A 19,256-nucleotide genomic window follows, 5' to 3' on the forward strand; every position below is an offset into this window, starting at 1 on the left:
TCCGCCGCGCTACCGACGTGATGCTGGCCGGCAAGGTTGCCTGCGTCGCCGGTTTCGGCGATGTCGGCAAGGGTTCCGCCGCTTCGCTGCGTCAGGGCGGCGCCCGCGTCATGGTGACCGAAATCGATCCGATCTGCGCTCTGCAAGCGGCGATGGAAGGCTATGAAGTCGTCACGATGGAAGAAGCTGTGCAGCGTTGCGATATCTTCGTCACCGCGACCGGTAACGAGGACGTCATCACTGCCGAGCATATGAAGGCGATGAAGCCGATGAGCATCGTCTGCAACATCGGCCACTTTGACAGCGAAATCCAGATTTCGGCACTCGACAATTACAAATGGACCGAAGTGAAACCCGGAACCGATCTGGTTGAATTTCCCGATGGCAAGCAGATCATCATTCTCGCCAAGGGTCGCCTGGTGAATCTCGGTTGCGCCACAGGCCACCCGAGCTTTGTCATGTCCTCGTCCTTCACCAACCAGACGCTGGCGCAAATCGAACTGTTCACCAAGACTTCGGAATATAAAAACGAAGTCTATGTGTTGCCCAAGCATCTCGACGAGAAAGTAGCGGCGCTGCATCTGGAAAAGCTTGGCGTCAAACTGACAAAGCTTTCTCCGAAACAGGCAAATTACATTGGCGTTTCAACCGAAGGGCCATTCAAACCGGAACATTATCGTTATTGATCGGTTTATCCGTCGATAACGACAAAGGCCCGCCACGTGCGGGCCTTTTTTGTTGCGTCTCGCCCGCATTCGTTGCACCGCAGCGACACTATTTTCTTTCGGACGGGAACCCCGATGCAGGGCGAAAGCCTGACTACAGCTTTGATTGGACTGCTGCTCGCAGCCTGGATAGTTGGTGCGTCTGTTGCCATCTGGAAAGGTCTGACGATGCAGCGCAGGGCACGTGCCTCGCTGCGCCAGACGGCACGTCTCAGCCGGCTTCTGGAGACAGCCCCGGCCTTCCCTGCAATTGTCCGCGCTGATGGAAAACTGGAGGCTTCCGACCGATTTTTCCGCCTACTCGGACTTGATCGGTCCATCCCGACAATATCCGAACTGGTGGGGGAGTTCGCTCAAGGTGACGCCCAGGAAGACTGGCACGGTCTGGCCGAGTTGATCCGCGAAGCGCAGCGTACGGGCAAAGCGCTTTCGCAAAAATTGCGCATTGCGGGTTCGGACAGGCGCTTCATGGCAAAGGTCGTACTGGCAGACTCGCAAATTTACCCCAATGGCGCTTCGCTGGTCTGGCTATTCGACCTTACCGAAACGGTTCGGGAACTGGAACGGCTTGAGGGCGATGCGATGATGGCGCGCAATGCGTTCCAGGCACTGGCCGGGCTGATCGAAGCTTCACCCCTGCCGATGTGGCACAGGGGACCGGACTACCGCCTCAGTTTTGTAAATGCCGCTTATGTCGATGCGGTGGACGGTGAAAGCGGCGATGTCGTTGTCGCCGAAGAAATAGAGCTTGTTGAGCCTGTCGATGGCGTCAGCGCGATTAGTGCAGCGGCCAAGGCGCAGGATGTCGGCAAACCTGTCGAACGTCTGGTTTCTGCGACCATTGGGGGTGAGCGTCGCCAGATCAAAGTGTATGACATCCCGATGGGGGATGTGGGTGTCGGAGGCATTGCCATCGACATGCAGGAATTGATCAATGCTCGCGCAGATGCCCGTCGTCAGGCAGAGGCACAACGCAACATGCTCGACAAAATGTCGGCGGCAGTTGCCCAGTTTGCCGCGGATCGTTCGCTGACTTTCTGGAACCTGCCATTCCAGCGACAGTTCGGTATGCGCGAGGAATGGCTGGCGGAATCGCCTGAATTCGCTCGTGTGCTGGAACGTATGCGCGAAAGCGGCAAAATGCCCGACGTCCGCGACTTCCCCGAATGGCGGGCGGAACGGGAAAACTGGTTCCATGTTGCCGCACCGGTCGAAGAGAATTGGCTGCTCCCCGATGGCACCCATTTGCGTCTTGTGGGCCAACCCACGGCAGACAATGGGTTGCTGCTGATTTTTGAGGATCGAACGGAACAGGCGCAGCTGGCAAGCGCGCGCGATACATTGCTGCGGGTCCGTACGGCTACGTTCAACAATCTGTTCGAGGCTGTTTCGGTCTTTTCTGCTGATACACGCCTCAGCATCTGGAATAGCAGGTTTGAAGAAATTTGGGGCGTTGAAGAGGAACTGCTTGCACAACATCCCCGTTTTGATGAACTGCTCCCGCGTTTAGGGCCTAGCCTGCAAAAACCTTCGCATGTCTCGATACTACGCGAACTGTTGCAGATGACGATAAGCACAAGACAGCCGCGCAAGAGCCGGATCGCCTTTGCCGATAGCCGTATATTCCAGCTTTCGACCGTCCCGTTACCCGATGGCAACGCATTGCTTGCCATGCTGGATGTCACGGACAGCCTGCAGATTGAACAAGCGCTGCGCGAACGCAATGCGGCGCTTTCCGAAGCGGATGCGATCAAGGGCAAATTCCTGTCGAACATGAGCTATGAATTCCGCACACCCTTGACCTCGATCAGCGGCTATGCCGAATTGCTGCAGCAGGGCATAGGCGGCGAACTTCCTCCGCAAGCGAGAGACTATGTTGATGCAATTTCCAAATCGGCGGAGCGACTTGGACAGCAGATCAATGCTGTTCTGGATTTCACCCAAAGCGAGGCGGGCGCCTTGCCGGTCGCGCGCAAACCGGTCGATATCGCGCAGCTTGTAAATGCTGTTGAAGCCTCTGCGGGCGAGGCTGCTGCCAAGGCCAAGGCCGTGCTGGTGCTTGATGTCAAACCTAACGCAGGAACCATCCAAGGCGATGTGGTTCGGTTAAAGCAGGCGATGGATGCCATTGTTGACAACGCCTTGACGCATGGGGGCGAAGGCCTGCGTGTTTTGATCCACGCATCGGGGGATCGTAACGGCGTTACACTGGTCGTATCAGACAATGGGCCGGGGATGGACGCGCAGGCCCAAGCCATGGCGCTCGATCCGGTTTTACGCAGCCAGAAAGCAGCCGTAGGGCAGGAAATAAACGGCGGTCTTGGACTTCCCTTGGCACGCAAACTGATCGAACTTCATGGTGGTCAATTTGAACTGGAGTCGCAACCTGGGGCAGGGACCACGGTTGCTTTGCGCTTGCCCAGAACGGTTCCAGTTGAATGATTATTCGTGATGAAGAGGCCATGCGGCGTTTCGGCGGCGATCTGGCTCAACAGCTAAGGGCAGGCGACCTTGTAACATTAACGGGTCCACTCGGTGCCGGCAAAACCGTGCTGGCAAAGTCTATCATTGCCGGTCTGGGTTTTGACGGCGATGTTTCCAGCCCCACTTTTGCAATTATCCACGAATATGATGAACCCGGCATGCGCCTGCCCGTTGTTCATGCCGACCTCTATCGGTTAAATGATCCACAAGAACTGGAAGAGTTGGGGTTGTTTGACCATGACGATGGAGTTGTACTGGTCGAATGGCCCAGCAAAGGTGGTTCGGTATTGCGGAGTTCCGATTTGGCGATTGAAATTTTGCCAAATCCGGACGGTTCACGAACAATTGAAATAAAAGAAAAGAGGAAACGAAGTTGAGCGAAGTTCGGTTGCCCGAAGGGCTTGATGAGTTCCTGAATGCGGTCGGATGGTCGTCTGCCAAGGTTGAGCCGCTGGCAGGCGACGCGTCATTTCGTCGCTATTTTCGCGTCCGTAAAAGTGGCGGCCAGACAGCGATGCTGATGGATGCTCCACCTCCACATGAAGATCCCAAGCCTTTCCTGCATGTAGCCAAATATCTTCTCGACCATGGATTTCGGGCACCTGCCATTTATGGTGAGGATCTGACACGCGGAATGATACTGATCGAAGATTTCGGCGACGAGCGGATGCGCGAACATCTTGATGCCCGTCCTGAAGATGAGGCTGCTATTTACAGGCAGGCGATCGACACGTTGGTAGATCTGGAAAAGGCGCCTGTTGCTGACGTCGCGCCCTATGATGCCGCTGCCTATTTGCGCGAAACTGCATTGTTGGCTGATTGGTACATGCCCGCAATGGGACTTGCCGTCGACAAAACCGAGTTTGACGCTTTTTGGAGTAGGGCATTGGCCCCGTTATTTGCTGAAAAGTGGCAGCAGGTAACTGTGCTGCGCGACTATCATGCGGAAAACATCATGCTCCTGTCCGATCATACGCAAGGTTTAATCGATTTTCAGGACGCGCTGGCCGGCCATCCTGCCTATGATCTGGTGTCGTTGTTGCAAGACGCCCGGCGCGATGTGTCGCCCGAACTGGAGGCCGATATGTTGGCCTATTATCGTGACCACGCAAATCCGGATGCAGATTTCAATCTGCATTACGCCCTGCTGGGCGCACAGCGGAACACCAAGATAATCGGCATTTTTACGCGGCTGTGGAAACGTGACGGGAAAGAACGGTATCTCGGCTTCCTGCCGCGCATGTGGGCGTTGCTTGAACGCGATCTCGCTCATCCGGGACTGACCGAGCTTCGCAATTGGTTCGATCAGAACATCCCGCAAGAGATCCGCGCAAAGTCCCCTCTGGATCTGGCAGCTTGAACATGGTGAAAGTCGATACTGCGATGATTATGGCCGCTGGGCTAGGAACGCGCATGCGGCCGCTGACCGAAAACATGCCAAAGCCGCTTGTCGAGGTCGCGGGAAGAAGCTTGCTCGATCATGTGCTGGACAAGGCTCGGTTGGCGGCAATCGGGAACATCATTGTCAATGTGCACTATCTGCCTGAACAGATAGAAGCCCATCTGGCAGAGCATGCCCAGGACTTGAAGGTTGCCATTTCGGATGAGCGCGATTTGCTGATGGAAACCGGTGGCGGGTTGGTGAAGGCGGAACATCTGATTGATGCCGAACCTTTTTACTGTCTCAACAGCGATGCGATTTGGACCGATGAAGGCGAAAGCGATGCCCTATCCTGTCTAGCAGAAGCATGGGACGGAGACCGGATGGATGGTCTTTTGCTCATCGTCCCGCGCGAGCGGGCTTTCCAGCATAGCGGAAAGGGTGACTTTTTCCTTGATGACGAAGGTCGGCTGATCCGGCGCGGTTATCATGACAGTGCGCCGTTGATTTACACCGGCAATCAGTTGATTAGCCACCGCTTGCTGCGCGAAGCACCGGAAGGTCCGTTTTCAACCAACTATTTCTGGGATCGCGCGATTGCGGATGGTCGGCTATATGGTTTGGTACATCAAGGCGACTGGTTCGACATAGGATCCCCGCAAGCTATCGCACCCACCGAAGCTGCGCTGGCGGTTCATGACTGAAGCTGTTCGCGCCAAGGTGCGGACGGTTCCTGTTGGAACTGACCTTTCGGGCGCGCTTTCGGATTGGCTGGTCGAGCAGTATCGTGATGACCGGCTTGGGCTTGCCGATGCAACGCTGTTCTTGCCAAATAATCGTGCTGTTACGGCACTGACCGCCGCATTTGTCCGATCGGCCGAGAAAGGACTGGTGCTGCCGCATATGGTAGCCATCGGGGATCTGGCGCTTGACGAAAAACTGGGGCCATTGCTCGATCCGCTTTCGCATGATGGTGAGGCCCCGTTGCCTGCAGTCGCAGACATCCAACGGCTCATGCATCTGGTTGGCCTTATCCGGCTGCGCCGCAAAGAGGCTAGCGCTGCAGAGGCACTGCACCTTGCCAAACAACTTGTTCAGACGTTGAACGAATTTGAGGTCGAGGAAAAGTCGATCCGCGACATCGATCTGGATCATGACAGCGCAGATCTGGCTGGCCATTGGTCAAAGGCCTATGACAGCCTGAAGCTTCTGTGTCGCGACAGTGCAGAATGGCTCGACGAGCAGGCATTGATGGCACCAGCGGCGCGGCGGAATGCCTTGCTGTATCGATTGTCCGAGCGGGTGAAATTGCATTCACCGTCCACGCCGGTGATCGCAGCAGGCATCACGACCGCAGCTCCTGCAATCGCAAAACTTTTGTCTCGAATCGCAAAGCTTTCGCAAGGATTGGTCCTCCTTCCGCATGTCGATTTAACGATGCCCGATGCTGACTGGGATGCGCTTGGCAGTTTCGAACCGCATTCGGATAAGACTGACAGTTCCAAAACGCTCCGCCATCAGGAAACGCACCCGCAATATCATCTGAAATTGCTGCTGCACCGAATGGGGGTGCGGCGAGATGAAGTGAAGCTATTTGCGGGTAGTTCTGCATCCACCCCGCGCGGTGTGCATCTATCGCAAGCGGTGCAGGATATTTTCTGCATCGCTGACAAAACCGTCGAATGGCAGGAGCTATCAATCAAGCGGCGTACGCTGGATCATGTGCATTTGGTCGAAGCAGAAGATGGCGCGGAAGAGGCGCGTACCATTGCGATCATGATCCGGCAGGCAATCGAAACGCCCGGCAAGCGCATTGCCCTGGTGACCCCAGATCGCGAAATCGCTTCGCGTGTTGCTGCGCAACTGCGGCGCTGGAATATCGAGGCAGATGACAGCGCAGGCGAGCCGCTGGCGGAGCAACCGGCGGGTGTGCTGTTTCTGACGCTGTCACACATGCTTGCCAGCGAATTTGCGCCTGTGCCACTGCTTTCGGCTTTGAAGCATCCTTTGGTGCGCAGTGGAGAGGGACGACTGGAATGGCTGGAACATGTGCGTGCGCTCGACTTGGTTTTGCGCGGGCCGCAAATGCTCACAGGCACTGGTGCAATTGCACGGACAATTGAAGAAAAAATTGCCGAAAAACGCGTTGATCCGAATTTGCTCCTATGGTGGAACAGCTTGGAAAAGCAGCTATTGCCGCAAATCGCGACCAGTCGGCGCAATCTTTCGGGGCACCTTGCCGCCACAGTCGCTTTGGCAGACGAGCTGACCGGCGGCGCTGTCTGGAAAGGTGCTGCCGGGCGCAGTCTGTCCGAATTTGTCGAGCAGCTTTCGGCACAAAAGCTGGATGTGCTTTCCGATAGCGATGTCGGAGCTTATCCCGACATTTTGAAAGCATTATTGTCCGAATTCAGCATCCGTCCCGCATTTGGGAGACATCCTCGCGTTGCGATTTACGGCTTGCTAGAGGCGCGCTTGCAGTCTGCAGACTTGGTCATTTGTGCAGGTTTAAACGAAGGCAGCTGGCCGCAACTGCCGCAACCCGATCCCTGGCTCGCGCCACATCTTCGACGCAGGCTAGGTATGCCCGGGCTTGATCGCAATATCGGCCTTTCTGCACATGATCTCGCCAGCGCATTGGGAGCGCCGGAAGTGGTTCTGACACGCGCTCGCCGCGACCGGTCAGGTCCGACCATTGCGTCACGTTTCTTGCTTCGATTACAGGCTCTGATGGGGGAGCGGTTGCAGGTGGAAACCAATGCCCTGATGTTGGCAAGGCAACTGGATCAGGCGGATAGGCAGACCGTATGTTATCCGCGCCCCGCTCCGATGCCATCGCCCGTGCAGCGCAAGGTGGCGATCTCCATTACCCAGATGGACATGCTCAAGGCGGATCCCTACGCCTTTTATGCCCGCAACATATTGAAACTTGAAGCACTGAAGCCCGTCGACGCCGATCCCGATCCGGCGTGGAAGGGCACATTGGTCCATAAAATCATCGAAGATTGGACCAAGACCGGCAAACACGAACCCGATGGTTTGGTTCGCTATGCCGAGAATGTGCTGTCCGATAAATCGGTCACGCCCGCCCTGCGCCTGTTGTGGCAGCCTCGGATCATGGCCGGGTTGCGTTGGGTGGCTTCAGAAATCGAGGCACACGCAAAGAACGGGCGAGAAATTGCTGCGTTCGAAGTCAGGGCTGAGGGTGAAATCTCCGGCATTCGCATCCATGGTCGTATCGATCGTATCGACCGGCAGGCAGACGGAAAGCTGGTGGTTATCGACTACAAAACAGGCGGCCCGCCTGCCAAAGGCAAGGTCAATGCAGGCTATGCATTGCAGCTCGGACTGGCAGGCCTGTTGGTTGAAACCGGCGGCGTCAAGGAAGTGACCGGCGAGGTTGGCGGCTATGAATATTGTTCGCTGGCTAAAAGCAAAAGCGGCGATTTTGGCTATTGTGAGCCGCCTTTTTCCAAAAAGCCGAAGGATGGTGAGCCCGATGCGGAAACTTTTGTCAGCTTTGCCGACGGCAAGGCTAGCGAGGCAATAGCTGAGCATATTTTGAGTGATGTGCCTTTCACCGCCAAGCTCAAACCCGACTATGCTGTATATCAAGACTATGACCAGTTGATGCGCCTCGATGAATGGATCGGGCGAGCAAGCTGGAATGAGGCAACAGATGTCGACTGAGACAGACGACCAAAAGGTTCATAACCTTACAGACGCGCAGCAGGCCGCAGTGGTTCCTGATGCCAATGTCTGGCTGAGCGCGTCGGCAGGTTCGGGAAAGACGCAGGTGCTTTCGGCTAGGGTGATCCGGCTGTTGCTTGCAGGCGCGAAGCCCGAAGAAATACTATGCCTTACCTTCACAAAGGCAGCCGCCGCCGAAATGGCTGAGCGTATTAACCGCAAGCTGGCGGGCTGGGTGCAGATGAAGGATGGGCTTCTGGCTGCCGAACTACGCGCCATCGGTGCCGATTTTGCGAAGGACAAACTGCCTCAGGCGCGTAAATTATTTGCGGAAATCCTCGATGCGCCTGGCGGCGGTTTGCAGATGATGACCATTCATGCCTTTTGCCAGTCGCTATTGGCGAGCTTCCCGGAAGAGGCTGGCATCATTCCCGGTTTTGAACCGCTGGACGATCGCACCAAGATGGAACTGCAACGAGAAGTACTCACCCAGATTGTGCGGGAAGCGGAATCCACGGGTGACATGCATATCGCGCAAAGTCTGCATCGTCTTGGACTTGAGCACGGCGAGGACAATGCCTGGGGCTTCCTGCAACGATGCGCTGCAGCGATCGAGACCATGCGGCAATTGCCGGAAGGCACAGGCATGCTGCCATTTGTGCGGCGCGAGCTTGGTTTGAATTTCGATGGCGCGGTTGAAGATCTGATCGCTACTTTTTGTTCCGACGAAGTTCTCGACCGACAGGCTATTGTCGCGGTGAAAGAACTGAATCTGGTATGGGCGAAGGGTAAAGCGGACAGCCGAGGCGCCAAAAGAGCTGCGGCAATTACGCAATGGCTGGAATTTTCGCCGATAGAACGCGCGCAACACTTTGACATGATCCATGCCTGTTGGAGCAAAGCGGATGGCGAGCCGCTTGTTGCGTCGAAGGGTTTTACGCCAGACGACGAGAGCTACATCGACCTCGCAATGTCGCTCTACAAATGGAGCCGCCATATCGTCGAGAGCCGAGCGGTTGCCAATTATGCAGACAAGCTCGCAGACGCATTGTTAGCCGGGAAGGCGTTCGCCTTGCGCTATGAAAAGCTAAAACATACGCGTGGCCTTGTCGACTTTGACGATCTGATTTCCAAGGCAGCCGCCTTGCTCACGACCAGCGGCATGACCGATTGGGTGCGCTATAAGCTCGACCGCCGGATCGACCACATCTTGGTGGACGAGGCGCAGGATACCAACCGGAAGCAGTGGACGATCATCGACGCGCTGACAGACGATTTCTTCGCGGGGCTCGGTGCAAAAGGTGAAAAGTCGCGTACCATCTTTGCAGTTGGGGACTTCAAGCAGGCAATTTACGGATTTCAAGGCACCGATCCCGCGCGCTATCGTGAGGCCGGCGAGCGTTATGCGGAGAGGCTTGCCGAACAGAACGGCAAGCTGCATGAATTGACGCTCTCGCAGTCCTTCCGATCGACAAAGCCGATCCTGAAACTGGTGAATGCGCTAATCAGTAGGCTGGGTCATGAACGTTTTGGATTGACCGAAGCGATCGAGAATCATGTCAGCGGAAAGCCCGATATCGGATCGGTCGAACTGCTGGAGCCGGTTACTGCCGCTTCAGTTGCCGAAAATGGCGAAGCCGAAGCGGATGAGGAAAAGTGGCTCGGCCCTGAAAAGCGTGAACTGGCGGCGCAACTTGCGATTAAAATAAAAGCACTGGTCGATGAGAGCCCTGTGCTTGCGAGCACCAATAAGCCTCTAAAGCCCGGTGACATCATGGTGCTGTTTCGTAAGCGTACCGAGTTGTCATCGCTACTCGTCGCGCGATTGCATGCATTGGGGGTGCCGGTTGCGGGAATCGACCGCATGCGTATCGACGAGCAATTGGCGGTGCAGGACTTGGTGTCCGCAATCCGCTTTGCACTGCAGCCACAAGATGATCTCAGCTTGGCCTGCCTTCTGGTCTCTCCCTTGATCGGATGGACGCAGGAGCAATTGCTGGAATTTGGCTATCGGCGAGAGAAAATGTCATTGTGGCAGCATATCCGGCGTAAAGAATTCCTGTCGGCTGACCTGCGACCTTTGCACGATATGCTCGCAAGTGCGGATTTCACCACACCCTACCAGTTTCTCGAACAGATCCTTTCAGGGCAGACACAAGGGCGGAAGAAACTTGCCGCGCGTCTGGGCCAAGAGGTGCTGGTGCCGATTGAGGAGTTTCTGAACCTCGCGATCGAATTTGAACACAGCAAGGGCGGCACTTTGCAGCAATTCCTCGACTGGTTCGAACGCAATTCGAGCGAAATCAAACGCGAGCGGCTGACCGGCAGTAACGAAGTGCAGATTATGACGGTGCACGGGGCCAAAGGGTTGCAGGCACCGGTGGTGATACTGGCGGATGTCACCGTCGACCCCGGTTCGCGCGGGAGCAGGGATCCCGGGTCGGTCATTGACGTAGACAATGTAGGACTGCTGCCCATCCTGAAAGTCAATAAAGACGTGCGGTTCGGCAGGCTGGCAGAAGTTGAGGATGCGCGCGAGATCAGCGAACTCAACGAACATTACCGCTTGCTCTACGTCGCACTGACTCGCGCTGAAGAACGGCTGATCATGGCGGGGAGCCTTGGCAGACAGCAGAAAGAACCAAAGCCCGAGAGTTGGTACGCAGCAATTGAGTCGGCGATGGACTCTCTCGGTTGTGCACAGATCAGCGACATCACGGGACGAACCCTGCGCGTCATGACTGGCGGGCAGGAGCAAGTCGCGAGGAAGGGAACTCAAGTTGCGATAGCGGAGGCGAACATTGCCTCACCTCCGCTGCCCGAATGGTTGATACAACCTGCAGCCCCTGAAGCGCGTCCGCCACGTCCGTTGGCCCCGTCACAGCTTGACGATAGCGATGTCGGGGATAGGCCGTCCGAAGCAATTCTGCGCCATGCCGCAGAGCGTGGAAAACTGGTGCATGGGCTGATCGAACGTGTGGATGCTGCTCGTTTGAACCGCTTTGAACAGGATGCCGCTCGTTGGTTGGCCGTACGTGATCGCGAAGGACACCATGATCATAAGGCGATCATTGGTCAAGTGCAGGCGTTGTTAGACGATTCCCGCTGGAAAGCGCTCTTTTCGGAAAAGGCCCGCGCGGAAGTGCCTATCGCCGCGGTCGTTGGCGAAACCGTCATCACCGGGAGGATCGACCGACTACTGGTCGAAGACGAGCAGGTCAGAATTGTTGACTTCAAAACATCCCGTCGCGTTCCCAAAAATGCGGCAGAGGTCAATCTCTCCGAACTCAGGCAGATGGCGCATTATGCTGCCGCGATTGAGCGCATCTTTCCGGAGAAAAAGGTTACTGCAGCGCTGTTGTACACTTATGCACCCGCTGCCATTGAATTGAAAGAAGCAGACCTTGCGCCGCATAAGCCGGTTTGAGGCCCCCAAGCAAATCTATCGGAGTCGTACGCTTGCAACTCGCAAGCCGTGGCAATACATTCACAGTCAAAGAAGGAGATATTCCAATGGCTACCAAAGCAGTTGGCGACAATGATTTTGCCACCGAAGTTCTAGGTTCATCAAAGCCCGTCTTAGTTGATTTCTGGGCCGAATGGTGTGGCCCATGCAAGATGATCGGCCCGAGCCTTGAAGAAATCAGCGAGGAACTGGGTGAGCAGGTTACGATCGCCAAACTCAACATTGACGATCACCCGGATACACCGAGCAAATTCGGTGTACGCGGCATTCCTACGATGATCTTGTTCAAGGATGGCCAGGTCGTTGATACAAAAGTTGGCGCTGCGCCCAAAGCGGCTATCAAAGGCTGGCTCGAAGCAGCCCTCTAACTGCGGTAATCCGCGTTGATGCTGATATAGCCATGGGTCAGGTCGCACGTCCAAACGGTCGCATTGCCTGACCCCAAGCCTATGTTGACGCCAATCTGGATTTCCTGACCTTTAAGATGTGCAGAAACCGGGCTTTCATCATAGCCGTCCACAGGTAAGCCGTTGCGCGCGACCTGCGTTGCGCCAAAGCTGATTGACAGCTTGTCCCGGTCTGCGTGCTCCCCTGCCTTGCCTACCGCCATGACGACCCTACCCCAATTGGCGTCCTCGCCCGCAATAGCGGTTTTGACGAGCGGCGAGTTGGCGATGGCGAGGCCGATTTGGCGGGCGCTTTCGTCCGATACTGCTCCGCTAACGTTGATCTCGATAAATTTCTGCGCGCCTTCCCCGTCGCGCACGACCAGATGGGCGAGTTGGCGGCAAACGTCATGCAAGGCTGATGCAAAGGCATATGCTCGCTTATCGCCATAATTGGCAAGCGGACGATTTTCTGCCTTGCCCGTCGCGAAAACCAAGACAGTATCACTTGTTGAGGTATCGCTGTCGACAGTGATGCAATTGAAGGTCGAGCCATTGGCTTCGCTTAACAATTGCTGCAGAAAGGCGGGCTCAACTGCCGCATCCGTGAAAATATAGCCCAGCATCGTTGCCATATCAGGCGCGATCATGCCGCTGCCTTTGATGACTCCGACTATTTCAACGCGCTTGCCATCGACAATTGCGGCTGCTTTCGCGCCCTTTGCGAACGTGTCAGTTGTGCCGATCGTATCCGCCACATCCTGCCAGCTGCAAATGGGTGCATCGAATGCAGAGCGGAGGCCCGCCTCAGCCTTGTCCTTGGGCAGGGGGACGCCAATCACCCCCGTGGACGAGACGAATATCTCACTTTCTGCGCAACCAATATGTGCTGCAACTTGACGGGTAATTGCTTCGACTGCTTCACGTCCGCGATAGCCGGTAAAGGCATTGCTGTTACCGGCGTTGACAACCAGCGCCCGCGCGCGGCCGCCCTTTACATTGTCGCGGCACAGTTCGACTTCAGAAGAGCAGCAGATATTGCGTGTTGTAACCCCGGCAACCGATGTGCCCGCATCCAGTTCGATATAGGTCAGGTCGCAGCGATCCCATTCTTTGTAGCGCGCCTTGGCCACACGCTTCGTCACGCCCGCAATCTCGGGCATTTCGGGGAAGGGGATCAGTAGTGGCGAAGGTGACGACATATAAAGACTTTGCTACTAGAAATGTGGTGGCGCAATGGGGATGGACGCCGGTCCAAGTCAACCCTATATGCACCGCACACAGGGAATATGCCTTTAATGCATTTGCTGCTTACTTTTCTTGCGTTGCTGACCGGCTTTTCTGCCGCACAGGCCGCACGTCCGGTTGAAGCAGCGTCGCCGACCAGCGCCGCATCGCAAATCGAATTGGCTGAAGCAGTTGCTATCGCGGCTGTCGCCAATTCGGGTGCGGCCATAAGGGTAGAATACGAAGCCTATAAACTGTCGGGCGAAACCAAGCCTCACCCTATTCAGGCATCGACAATTGTTGCAAGCACCCCTGTTTCAAGGGCAGACCGCGCCCGGACTTAGGCGCGCAGCGCGATTTGTTCGCGCTCTTCCCATATTTCACGCCTGCAGCAGTCAGGTGATCTCTATCCATATTTATCAAAGGTTTGCTCATGCTCGGCACAATCGCCAAGTCCATTTTCGGTTCCTCTAACGACCGTTATGTCAAAAAGACGATGAAAATCGTCACCAAAATCAATGCGCTCGAAGACCAGATGGCATCACTTTCAGATGATGATCTGAAGGCGCAGACACAGCGCTTTCGCGAGCGCCTTGAAGCGGGTGAGGCGCTGGATGATATTCTGCCTGAAGCCTTTGCTACCGTTCGTGAGGCTTCGAAGCGTGTAACCGGAATGCGTCATTTTGACGTGCAGATGGTTGGCGGTATTGTTCTCCATCGCGGCGAAATTGCTGAAATGCGCACCGGTGAGGGCAAGACGTTGGTCGCAACGCTTGCCACCTATCTCAACGCAATTGAAGGCAAGGGCGTCCATGTCGTTACCGTTAACGACTATCTCGCCAAGCGTGACGCAGAGTGGATGGGCCAGATTTATGGCTTCCTCGGGCTCACTACCGGTGTGATTGTTCCCAACCTGTCGGAAAATGAACGTCGCGCCGCTTATAATTGCGACATCACTTATGCGACAAACAACGAGCTCGGCTTTGATTATCTGCGCGATAATATGAAGCACGAGCGTGCGCAGATGGTGCAGCGCCCGTTCAACTTCGCGATCGTTGACGAGGTGGATTCGATCCTGATTGATGAAGCGCGGACGCCGCTTATCATTTCAGGTCCGACCGATGATAAATCGGAAATGTACAAGGCTGTGCATGAAATTGTGCTGCAACTTGATGAAGCCGATTATGAAAAGGACGAAAAGGCACGCAGCGTCATCTTGACCGAAGAGGGCACGGAAAAAGCGGAGCGTCTGCTGGAATCAGCCGGATTGCTCGTTGGATCCAACTTGTACGATGCCGAAAACACTCAGGTCGTGCATCACCTTGATCAGGCCCTTAAAGCCAATACGATGTTCAAGCGCGATACCGACTACATCGTCAAAAATGGCGAAGTGATCATTATCGACGAATTTACCGGTCGTATGATGGACGGACGCCGCTGGTCGAACGGCTTGCATCAGGCGGTGGAGGCCAAGGAAGGCGTGGCAATCAAGCCGGAAAACCAGACGCTGGCGACAATCACCTTCCAGAACTATTTCCGCATGTACTCAAAGATTTCGGGGATGACGGGCACTGCAGCCACCGAAGCGCAGGAATTTTACGACATCTATAAACTGAACGTCGTGGAAATCCCGACCAATGTTCCTGTTCAGCGGATCGACGAGAATGACGAATTCTACAAGAATACCGCAGACAAATTTGCCGCCATCGCCAAGACGATCAAGGAGGCCCATGATCGCGGTCAGCCGGTGCTGGTCGGCACTGTCTCGATCGAAAAGTCGGAACTGCTGAGCGATTATCTGAACAAGGAAGGTGTCGAACACGCTGTCCTCAACGCGCGTTTTCACGAGCAGGAAGCGCATATCGTCGCGCAAGCCGGCCGTTTGGGTGCCGTCACGATTGCCACCAACATGGCCGGTCGCGGTACCGACATCAAATTGGGTGGCAACCTCGAATTCCGCATGGAAGACGAACTGCGCGAAATGCCTGAAGGTCCGGAACGCGATGCAGCAATTGCGCATATCAGTGCTGAAATCGAGGCTGAACGAGCAAAGGTGCTGGAAGCCGGTGGTCTGTTCGTACTCGCCACCGAGCGCCACGAAAGCCGCCGCATCGATAACCAGCTGCGTGGCCGTTCGGGCCGTCAGGGCGATCCTGGCCTGTCGCGTTTCTATCTCTGCCTTGAAGATGATTTGTTGCGCATTTTCGGTTCGGAAACGCTGTTTGCACGCATGATGAACAGCAGTCTCGAAGATGGCGAGGCGATTGGCGGCAAATGGCTGTCCAAGGCCATCGAAACCGCACAACGCAAGGTCGAGGCGCGCAACTATGATGTGCGTAAGCAACTGGTTGAATATGACAACGTCATGAATGATCAGCGCAAGGTTATCTATGAGCAGCGCAGCGACATCATGGATGCCGAAGCAGTCGACGATGTCCTCGATGATATGCTGCATGAAACGGTCAACAGCATTGTCGGCGAAAATTGCCCGCCTGAAACCTATCCCGAACAATGGGACGTTGATGGCTTGAAAAAGCAGGTCAGTGAAATTCTCGGACTGTACCCCGATATTGATAGCTGGCTCACCGAAGAAGCTATTGAACCGGACATCGTAGAAGCGCGAATTGCTGAAGCTGCCGAGGCCAAGCTGTCCGAAAAGCGTGCTTCGATTGATGCGACACTGTTCCGGCAGATCGAAAAGCAAATTCTGCTTCAAAATCTCGATCATCACTGGAAGGAGCATCTGGCGACTCTCGATGCACTGCGCCAGGTGATCTATTTGCGCGCCTATGCGCAGAAAAATCCGATCAACGAATATAAGCAGGAAAGCTTTGGTCTGTTTGAACGGATGTTGTCGGCCATTCGAGAGGATATCGTCAAGACTGTGCTGACAAACGAGTTCCGGATGGAACCCAATTTCCCCGAAGGCGATCTGCCGGAATTGCCCGATTTCCTGACCACGCATTTCGATCCGCTCACCGGGGACGATGATAGCGACGATGTGGATGGCGCCGATCTGGGCTTGATCAAGGCATCCATTCCTGCGCGTCAGGTGCCCAATAATCCGAAAGAAGGCGATCCATTTGCGGGGAACCCGAACCTGCGCCGTAATGATCCTTGTCCATGCGGTTCCGGGCAGAAGTACAAACACTGTCACGGTGCCTATTAAGGACTGAAGCATGAGCGCGATAATGGCCCTGCTATTCGGCCTCATCGCGCTCATTTACGCCTCCGTCGGTTTTGGCGGAGGATCTTCCTACACGGCAATTCTGACATTGACCGGGATCGAGCCAAGGCTGATTCCGGTCATATCCTTATGCTGCAACATTGTTGTTGTAACAGGCGGAACGTACCGCTTCTGGCGTGTTGGACTGATTGACTGGAAGGCAGTACTGCCGCTGTTGGCGGTATCAGCTCCTCTCGCTTTCCTGGGTGGGTTAACGCCGCTCAAGGAAGCAACCTTCCTGTTGATATTGGGAACGACTCTGCTGGTTTCTGCCGTTGCTCTATTGCTGCCTCAGGAACGCTTTCCTGAGGCCAAGTTGCCACCAGCTGCCACTTTGGCTCTTTCAGGCCTGGTCGGCCTGCTGGCAGGACTATCCGGCATCGGTGGCGGCATATTCATGGCGCCGGTGCTTCACCTGATCCGCTGGGCAGAAGCAAAGCGAATCGCAGCTTTCGCCTCTCTCTACATCCTTGCCAACTCGATAACCGGACTGGGCGGTCAGTTACTCAAGGGTGGCGTTGGTGCTGTCGCAGAATCGTCCGCTGCATATTGGCCCTTGTTGCTGGCAGTGCTGATCGGAGGCCAGATTGGCAGCCATATCGGAATCAGGCTATTTTCGCCTGTTTTGCTGCGGCGGATGACTGCGCTGCTGGTCGGCTATGCCGCGGTCCGTCTGTTGTTGCAGGCGCTTTGATTTTTCTGGAGAAAATCTGGCTCCCCGGGACGGATTCGAACCGCCGACCAATCGGTTAACAGCCGATTGCTCTACCGCTGAGCTACCGGGGAGCAGCCCGATGACATCGGGCAGGCGCGCCTATGGCTTGGCCTGAAACAAAAAGCAAGTGGTCAGGTGATAAATTGTTCCATCGCGATGCGATCGTCGAGTGCATGTTCGGGATCAAACAACAAAGTAAGCGAACGGTTGCGGTCCAGCGCCACCTCCACTGACGATATGTCGCGGATTTCGCGTTGGTCGGCAACAGCACTTACCGGGCGTTTTGAACTTTCCAGTATTGTCAGCTTGACGACATAGCGGTCTGGCAAGATTGCCCCTTTCCAACGGCGTGGGCGGAAGGGGCTTATGGGCGTCAAAGCCAGCAGAGAGCTGTCGAGCGGCAGGATCGGGCCGTTTGCCGAAAGGTTGTAAGCCGTTGATCCCACAGGCGTCGCAACCAGAACACCGTCGCAGATTAGTTCATCGATAACCGTGCGACCATTCACATCTATTTGCAGCTTTGCCGCCTGTCGCGTTTCGCGCAGCAAAGAGACTTCGTTGATCGCGGGCAGCGTGAAGCGTTGGCCCGACGTTGCCTCAATCGTTGCCATTAAAGGCGTCACAGTAATGCTTTTTGCGCGATCCAGTCGATTGAGCAGGTCGTCTGGGTTCCAACTGTTCATCAGGAAGCCGATTGTGCCCAGATTCATACCGTAAGTAGGCAAATCGCGGCGCTGCTCCAAAAGACGATGCAATAATTGCAAAAGGAATCCGTCACCGCCCAACGCAATCACTGCATCTGCTTCTTCTATGGGGACGAATTCATGGATTTCACGCAATTGCTTTTCTGCCTTGCGCGCAGGTTCGCCTGGTGAGGCGAGCAGGGCTAGCTTTGAGAAACGGCTCATCCGCCAGTCGCATTCATATGACGGTGCAGGCGCAAATCTTTGTCCTCCATTTGCCGCTCGAAATCATGTCGCTCAGGCTTCAACCGTAAAGCTTTTTGAAGAAGCCGGTCGACTGCTTCCATGCCGCCGCTGCGAATGGCATCGCGAAAATCCACATGGAATTCAGAGCCAAGGCACATGTGCACTTTCCCGTCGCTGGCCAGGCGCAAGCGGTTGCAATCTCCGCAGAAATTATGGGTCATCGGCGTGATCAACCCGAGCCGCAGGTGAAGCGGTTCCAACTGGTAATAGCGTGCAGGCCCTGCCGTACGATGGTCAATCGGCGTCAACGTGGCGTTTTCCAGAAGAGGACGGACAAAGTCATCGAGTGGAATAAACTGCCCGGTGCGCCCCGATACGCCATCCCCCAGCGGCATGGTTTCGATCAAGGCGAGATCGAAGCCATTGGTGGCGCAATATTTCGCCATTGGCGCAATTTCATCGTCATTCACGCCTTTCAGTGCGACCATATTGATCCGAATGCCCAATCCATTGGCCTTAGCGATCTCAATCCCGTTCAGAACCTGGTCAAGGTCACCGCCGCGAGTGACGGCACTGAACTTAGCCGGGACAAGACTGTCGAGGCTGACATTGATGCGACGCACACCTGATTCTCTCAAAATGGGTGCATAATGGGAGAGTCGGCTGCCATTGGTGGTCAATGTCAGTTCGTCGAGCGCTCCAGATTGCACATTTCGGCCGAGTTCCTGAATCAGAACGTCAACATCGCGACGTGCCAGAGGTTCCCCGCCGGTAAGGCGTATTTTCCGGATGCCGTGCTTTATGAAGCGCCCAGCAATCAGCGCAATTTCCGTGTAATCGAGCAGATCAGTTCGCGGCAGGAATGTCTGTTGCTCGGGCATGCAATATGTGCACCGGAAATTGCACCGGTCGGTCACCGAAATTCGGAGATAGTCTATGGTTCGTCCGAAATTGTCTTGCATTGTGCATCTGACCTATCTGTCTTGTTCCGTGCTGGCAACGGTTGGGAAAGGCTTTTCGGATATTC

At 55.4% G+C, this 19,256-nt stretch carries 14 protein-coding genes and 1 tRNA gene; 11 read left to right on the forward strand and 4 right to left on the reverse strand.

The features are described 5' to 3' along the window. From PKC81_RS10640 to trxA, 8 genes are all read left to right on the forward strand, one after another. The coding region (locus tag PKC81_RS10640; protein ID WP_324335887.1) for an adenosylhomocysteinase at positions 1 to 686 on the forward strand (686 nt) is incomplete at its 5' end. Positions 687 to 800: 114 nt separating this feature from the next. After that, on the forward strand, positions 801 to 3,167 hold the full coding sequence (locus PKC81_RS10645; protein ID WP_324335889.1) for a PAS-domain containing protein: 2,367 nt from the start codon (positions 801 to 803) through the stop codon (positions 3,165 to 3,167). Continuing rightward, on the forward strand, positions 3,164 to 3,586 hold the full coding sequence (tsaE, locus tag PKC81_RS10650) for a tRNA (adenosine(37)-N6)-threonylcarbamoyltransferase complex ATPase subunit type 1 TsaE (RefSeq protein WP_324335891.1): 423 nt from the start codon (positions 3,164 to 3,166) through the stop codon (positions 3,584 to 3,586). Before PKC81_RS10645 ends, tsaE begins: the two co-directional genes overlap by 4 nt. Then, complete coding sequence (locus tag PKC81_RS10655) at positions 3,583 to 4,569, forward strand: phosphotransferase (protein WP_324335893.1); 987 nt, start codon at positions 3,583 to 3,585, stop codon at positions 4,567 to 4,569. The genes tsaE and PKC81_RS10655 overlap by 4 nt, the downstream gene beginning before the upstream one ends. A gap of 29 nt (positions 4,570 to 4,598) precedes the next feature. Next, positions 4,599 to 5,294 carry a nucleotidyltransferase family protein gene (locus tag PKC81_RS10660; protein WP_324335936.1) on the forward strand — a complete coding sequence of 232 codons (696 nt, stop codon included), beginning with the start codon at positions 4,599 to 4,601 and terminating at the stop codon, positions 5,292 to 5,294. Further along, positions 5,287 to 8,280 (forward strand): double-strand break repair protein AddB, encoded by a 2,994-nt coding sequence (gene addB, locus PKC81_RS10665; RefSeq protein WP_324335895.1) that lies wholly within the window; start codon positions 5,287 to 5,289, stop codon positions 8,278 to 8,280. The genes PKC81_RS10660 and addB overlap by 8 nt, the downstream gene beginning before the upstream one ends. After that, positions 8,270 to 11,707, forward strand: coding sequence for a double-strand break repair helicase AddA (gene addA / locus PKC81_RS10670; RefSeq protein WP_324335897.1), 3,438 nt, complete (start codon positions 8,270 to 8,272; stop codon positions 11,705 to 11,707). Before addB ends, addA begins: the two co-directional genes overlap by 11 nt. Positions 11,708 to 11,793: 86 nt before the next feature. Next, positions 11,794 to 12,114: a thioredoxin gene (gene trxA / locus PKC81_RS10675; protein WP_298603369.1), complete on the forward strand. Its 321-nt coding sequence runs from the start codon at positions 11,794 to 11,796 to the stop codon at positions 12,112 to 12,114. On the opposite strand, the gene argJ is transcribed toward trxA, so the two are convergent. Further along, positions 12,111 to 13,334, reverse strand: coding sequence for a bifunctional glutamate N-acetyltransferase/amino-acid acetyltransferase ArgJ (gene argJ, locus PKC81_RS10680; RefSeq protein WP_324335900.1), 1,224 nt, complete (start codon positions 13,332 to 13,334; stop codon positions 12,111 to 12,113). The two genes, trxA and argJ, sit on opposite strands and share 4 nt — an antisense overlap. A 96-nt stretch (positions 13,335 to 13,430) precedes the next feature. On the opposite strand from argJ, the gene PKC81_RS10685 reads away from it, so the two are divergent. The 3 genes from PKC81_RS10685 (at position 13,431) to PKC81_RS10695 (ending at position 17,279) form a co-directional block, all read left to right on the forward strand. After that, positions 13,431 to 13,703 (forward strand): hypothetical protein, encoded by a 273-nt coding sequence (locus PKC81_RS10685; protein WP_324335902.1) that lies wholly within the window; start codon positions 13,431 to 13,433, stop codon positions 13,701 to 13,703. A gap of 89 nt (positions 13,704 to 13,792) precedes the next feature. Further along, complete coding sequence (secA, locus tag PKC81_RS10690; protein ID WP_324335904.1) at positions 13,793 to 16,528, forward strand: preprotein translocase subunit SecA; 2,736 nt, start codon at positions 13,793 to 13,795, stop codon at positions 16,526 to 16,528. Positions 16,529 to 16,538: 10 nt separating this feature from the next. Next, positions 16,539 to 17,279 (forward strand): sulfite exporter TauE/SafE family protein, encoded by a 741-nt coding sequence (locus PKC81_RS10695; RefSeq protein ID WP_324335906.1) that lies wholly within the window; start codon positions 16,539 to 16,541, stop codon positions 17,277 to 17,279. A gap of 17 nt (positions 17,280 to 17,296) precedes the next feature. On the opposite strand, the gene PKC81_RS10700 is transcribed toward PKC81_RS10695, so the two are convergent. The 3 genes from PKC81_RS10700 to moaA all read right to left on the reverse strand — a co-directional run bounded on the left by PKC81_RS10700 (position 17,297) and on the right by moaA (position 19,191). Continuing rightward, a tRNA-Asn gene (locus PKC81_RS10700) sits at positions 17,297 to 17,371 on the reverse strand. A gap of 60 nt (positions 17,372 to 17,431) precedes the next feature. Next, entirely contained in the window at positions 17,432 to 18,208 is a 777-nt protein-coding gene (locus PKC81_RS10705; RefSeq protein ID WP_324335908.1) for an NAD kinase, read from the reverse strand. Beyond that, complete coding sequence (moaA, locus tag PKC81_RS10710; protein WP_324335910.1) at positions 18,205 to 19,191, reverse strand: GTP 3',8-cyclase MoaA; 987 nt, start codon at positions 19,189 to 19,191, stop codon at positions 18,205 to 18,207. Before moaA ends, PKC81_RS10705 begins: the two co-directional genes overlap by 4 nt. Positions 19,192 to 19,256 lie beyond the last annotated feature (65 nt).

The organism is Sphingorhabdus sp. (assembly GCF_035329025.1).
Taxonomy (GTDB): Bacteria; Pseudomonadota; Alphaproteobacteria; order Sphingomonadales; family Sphingomonadaceae; genus Sphingorhabdus_B.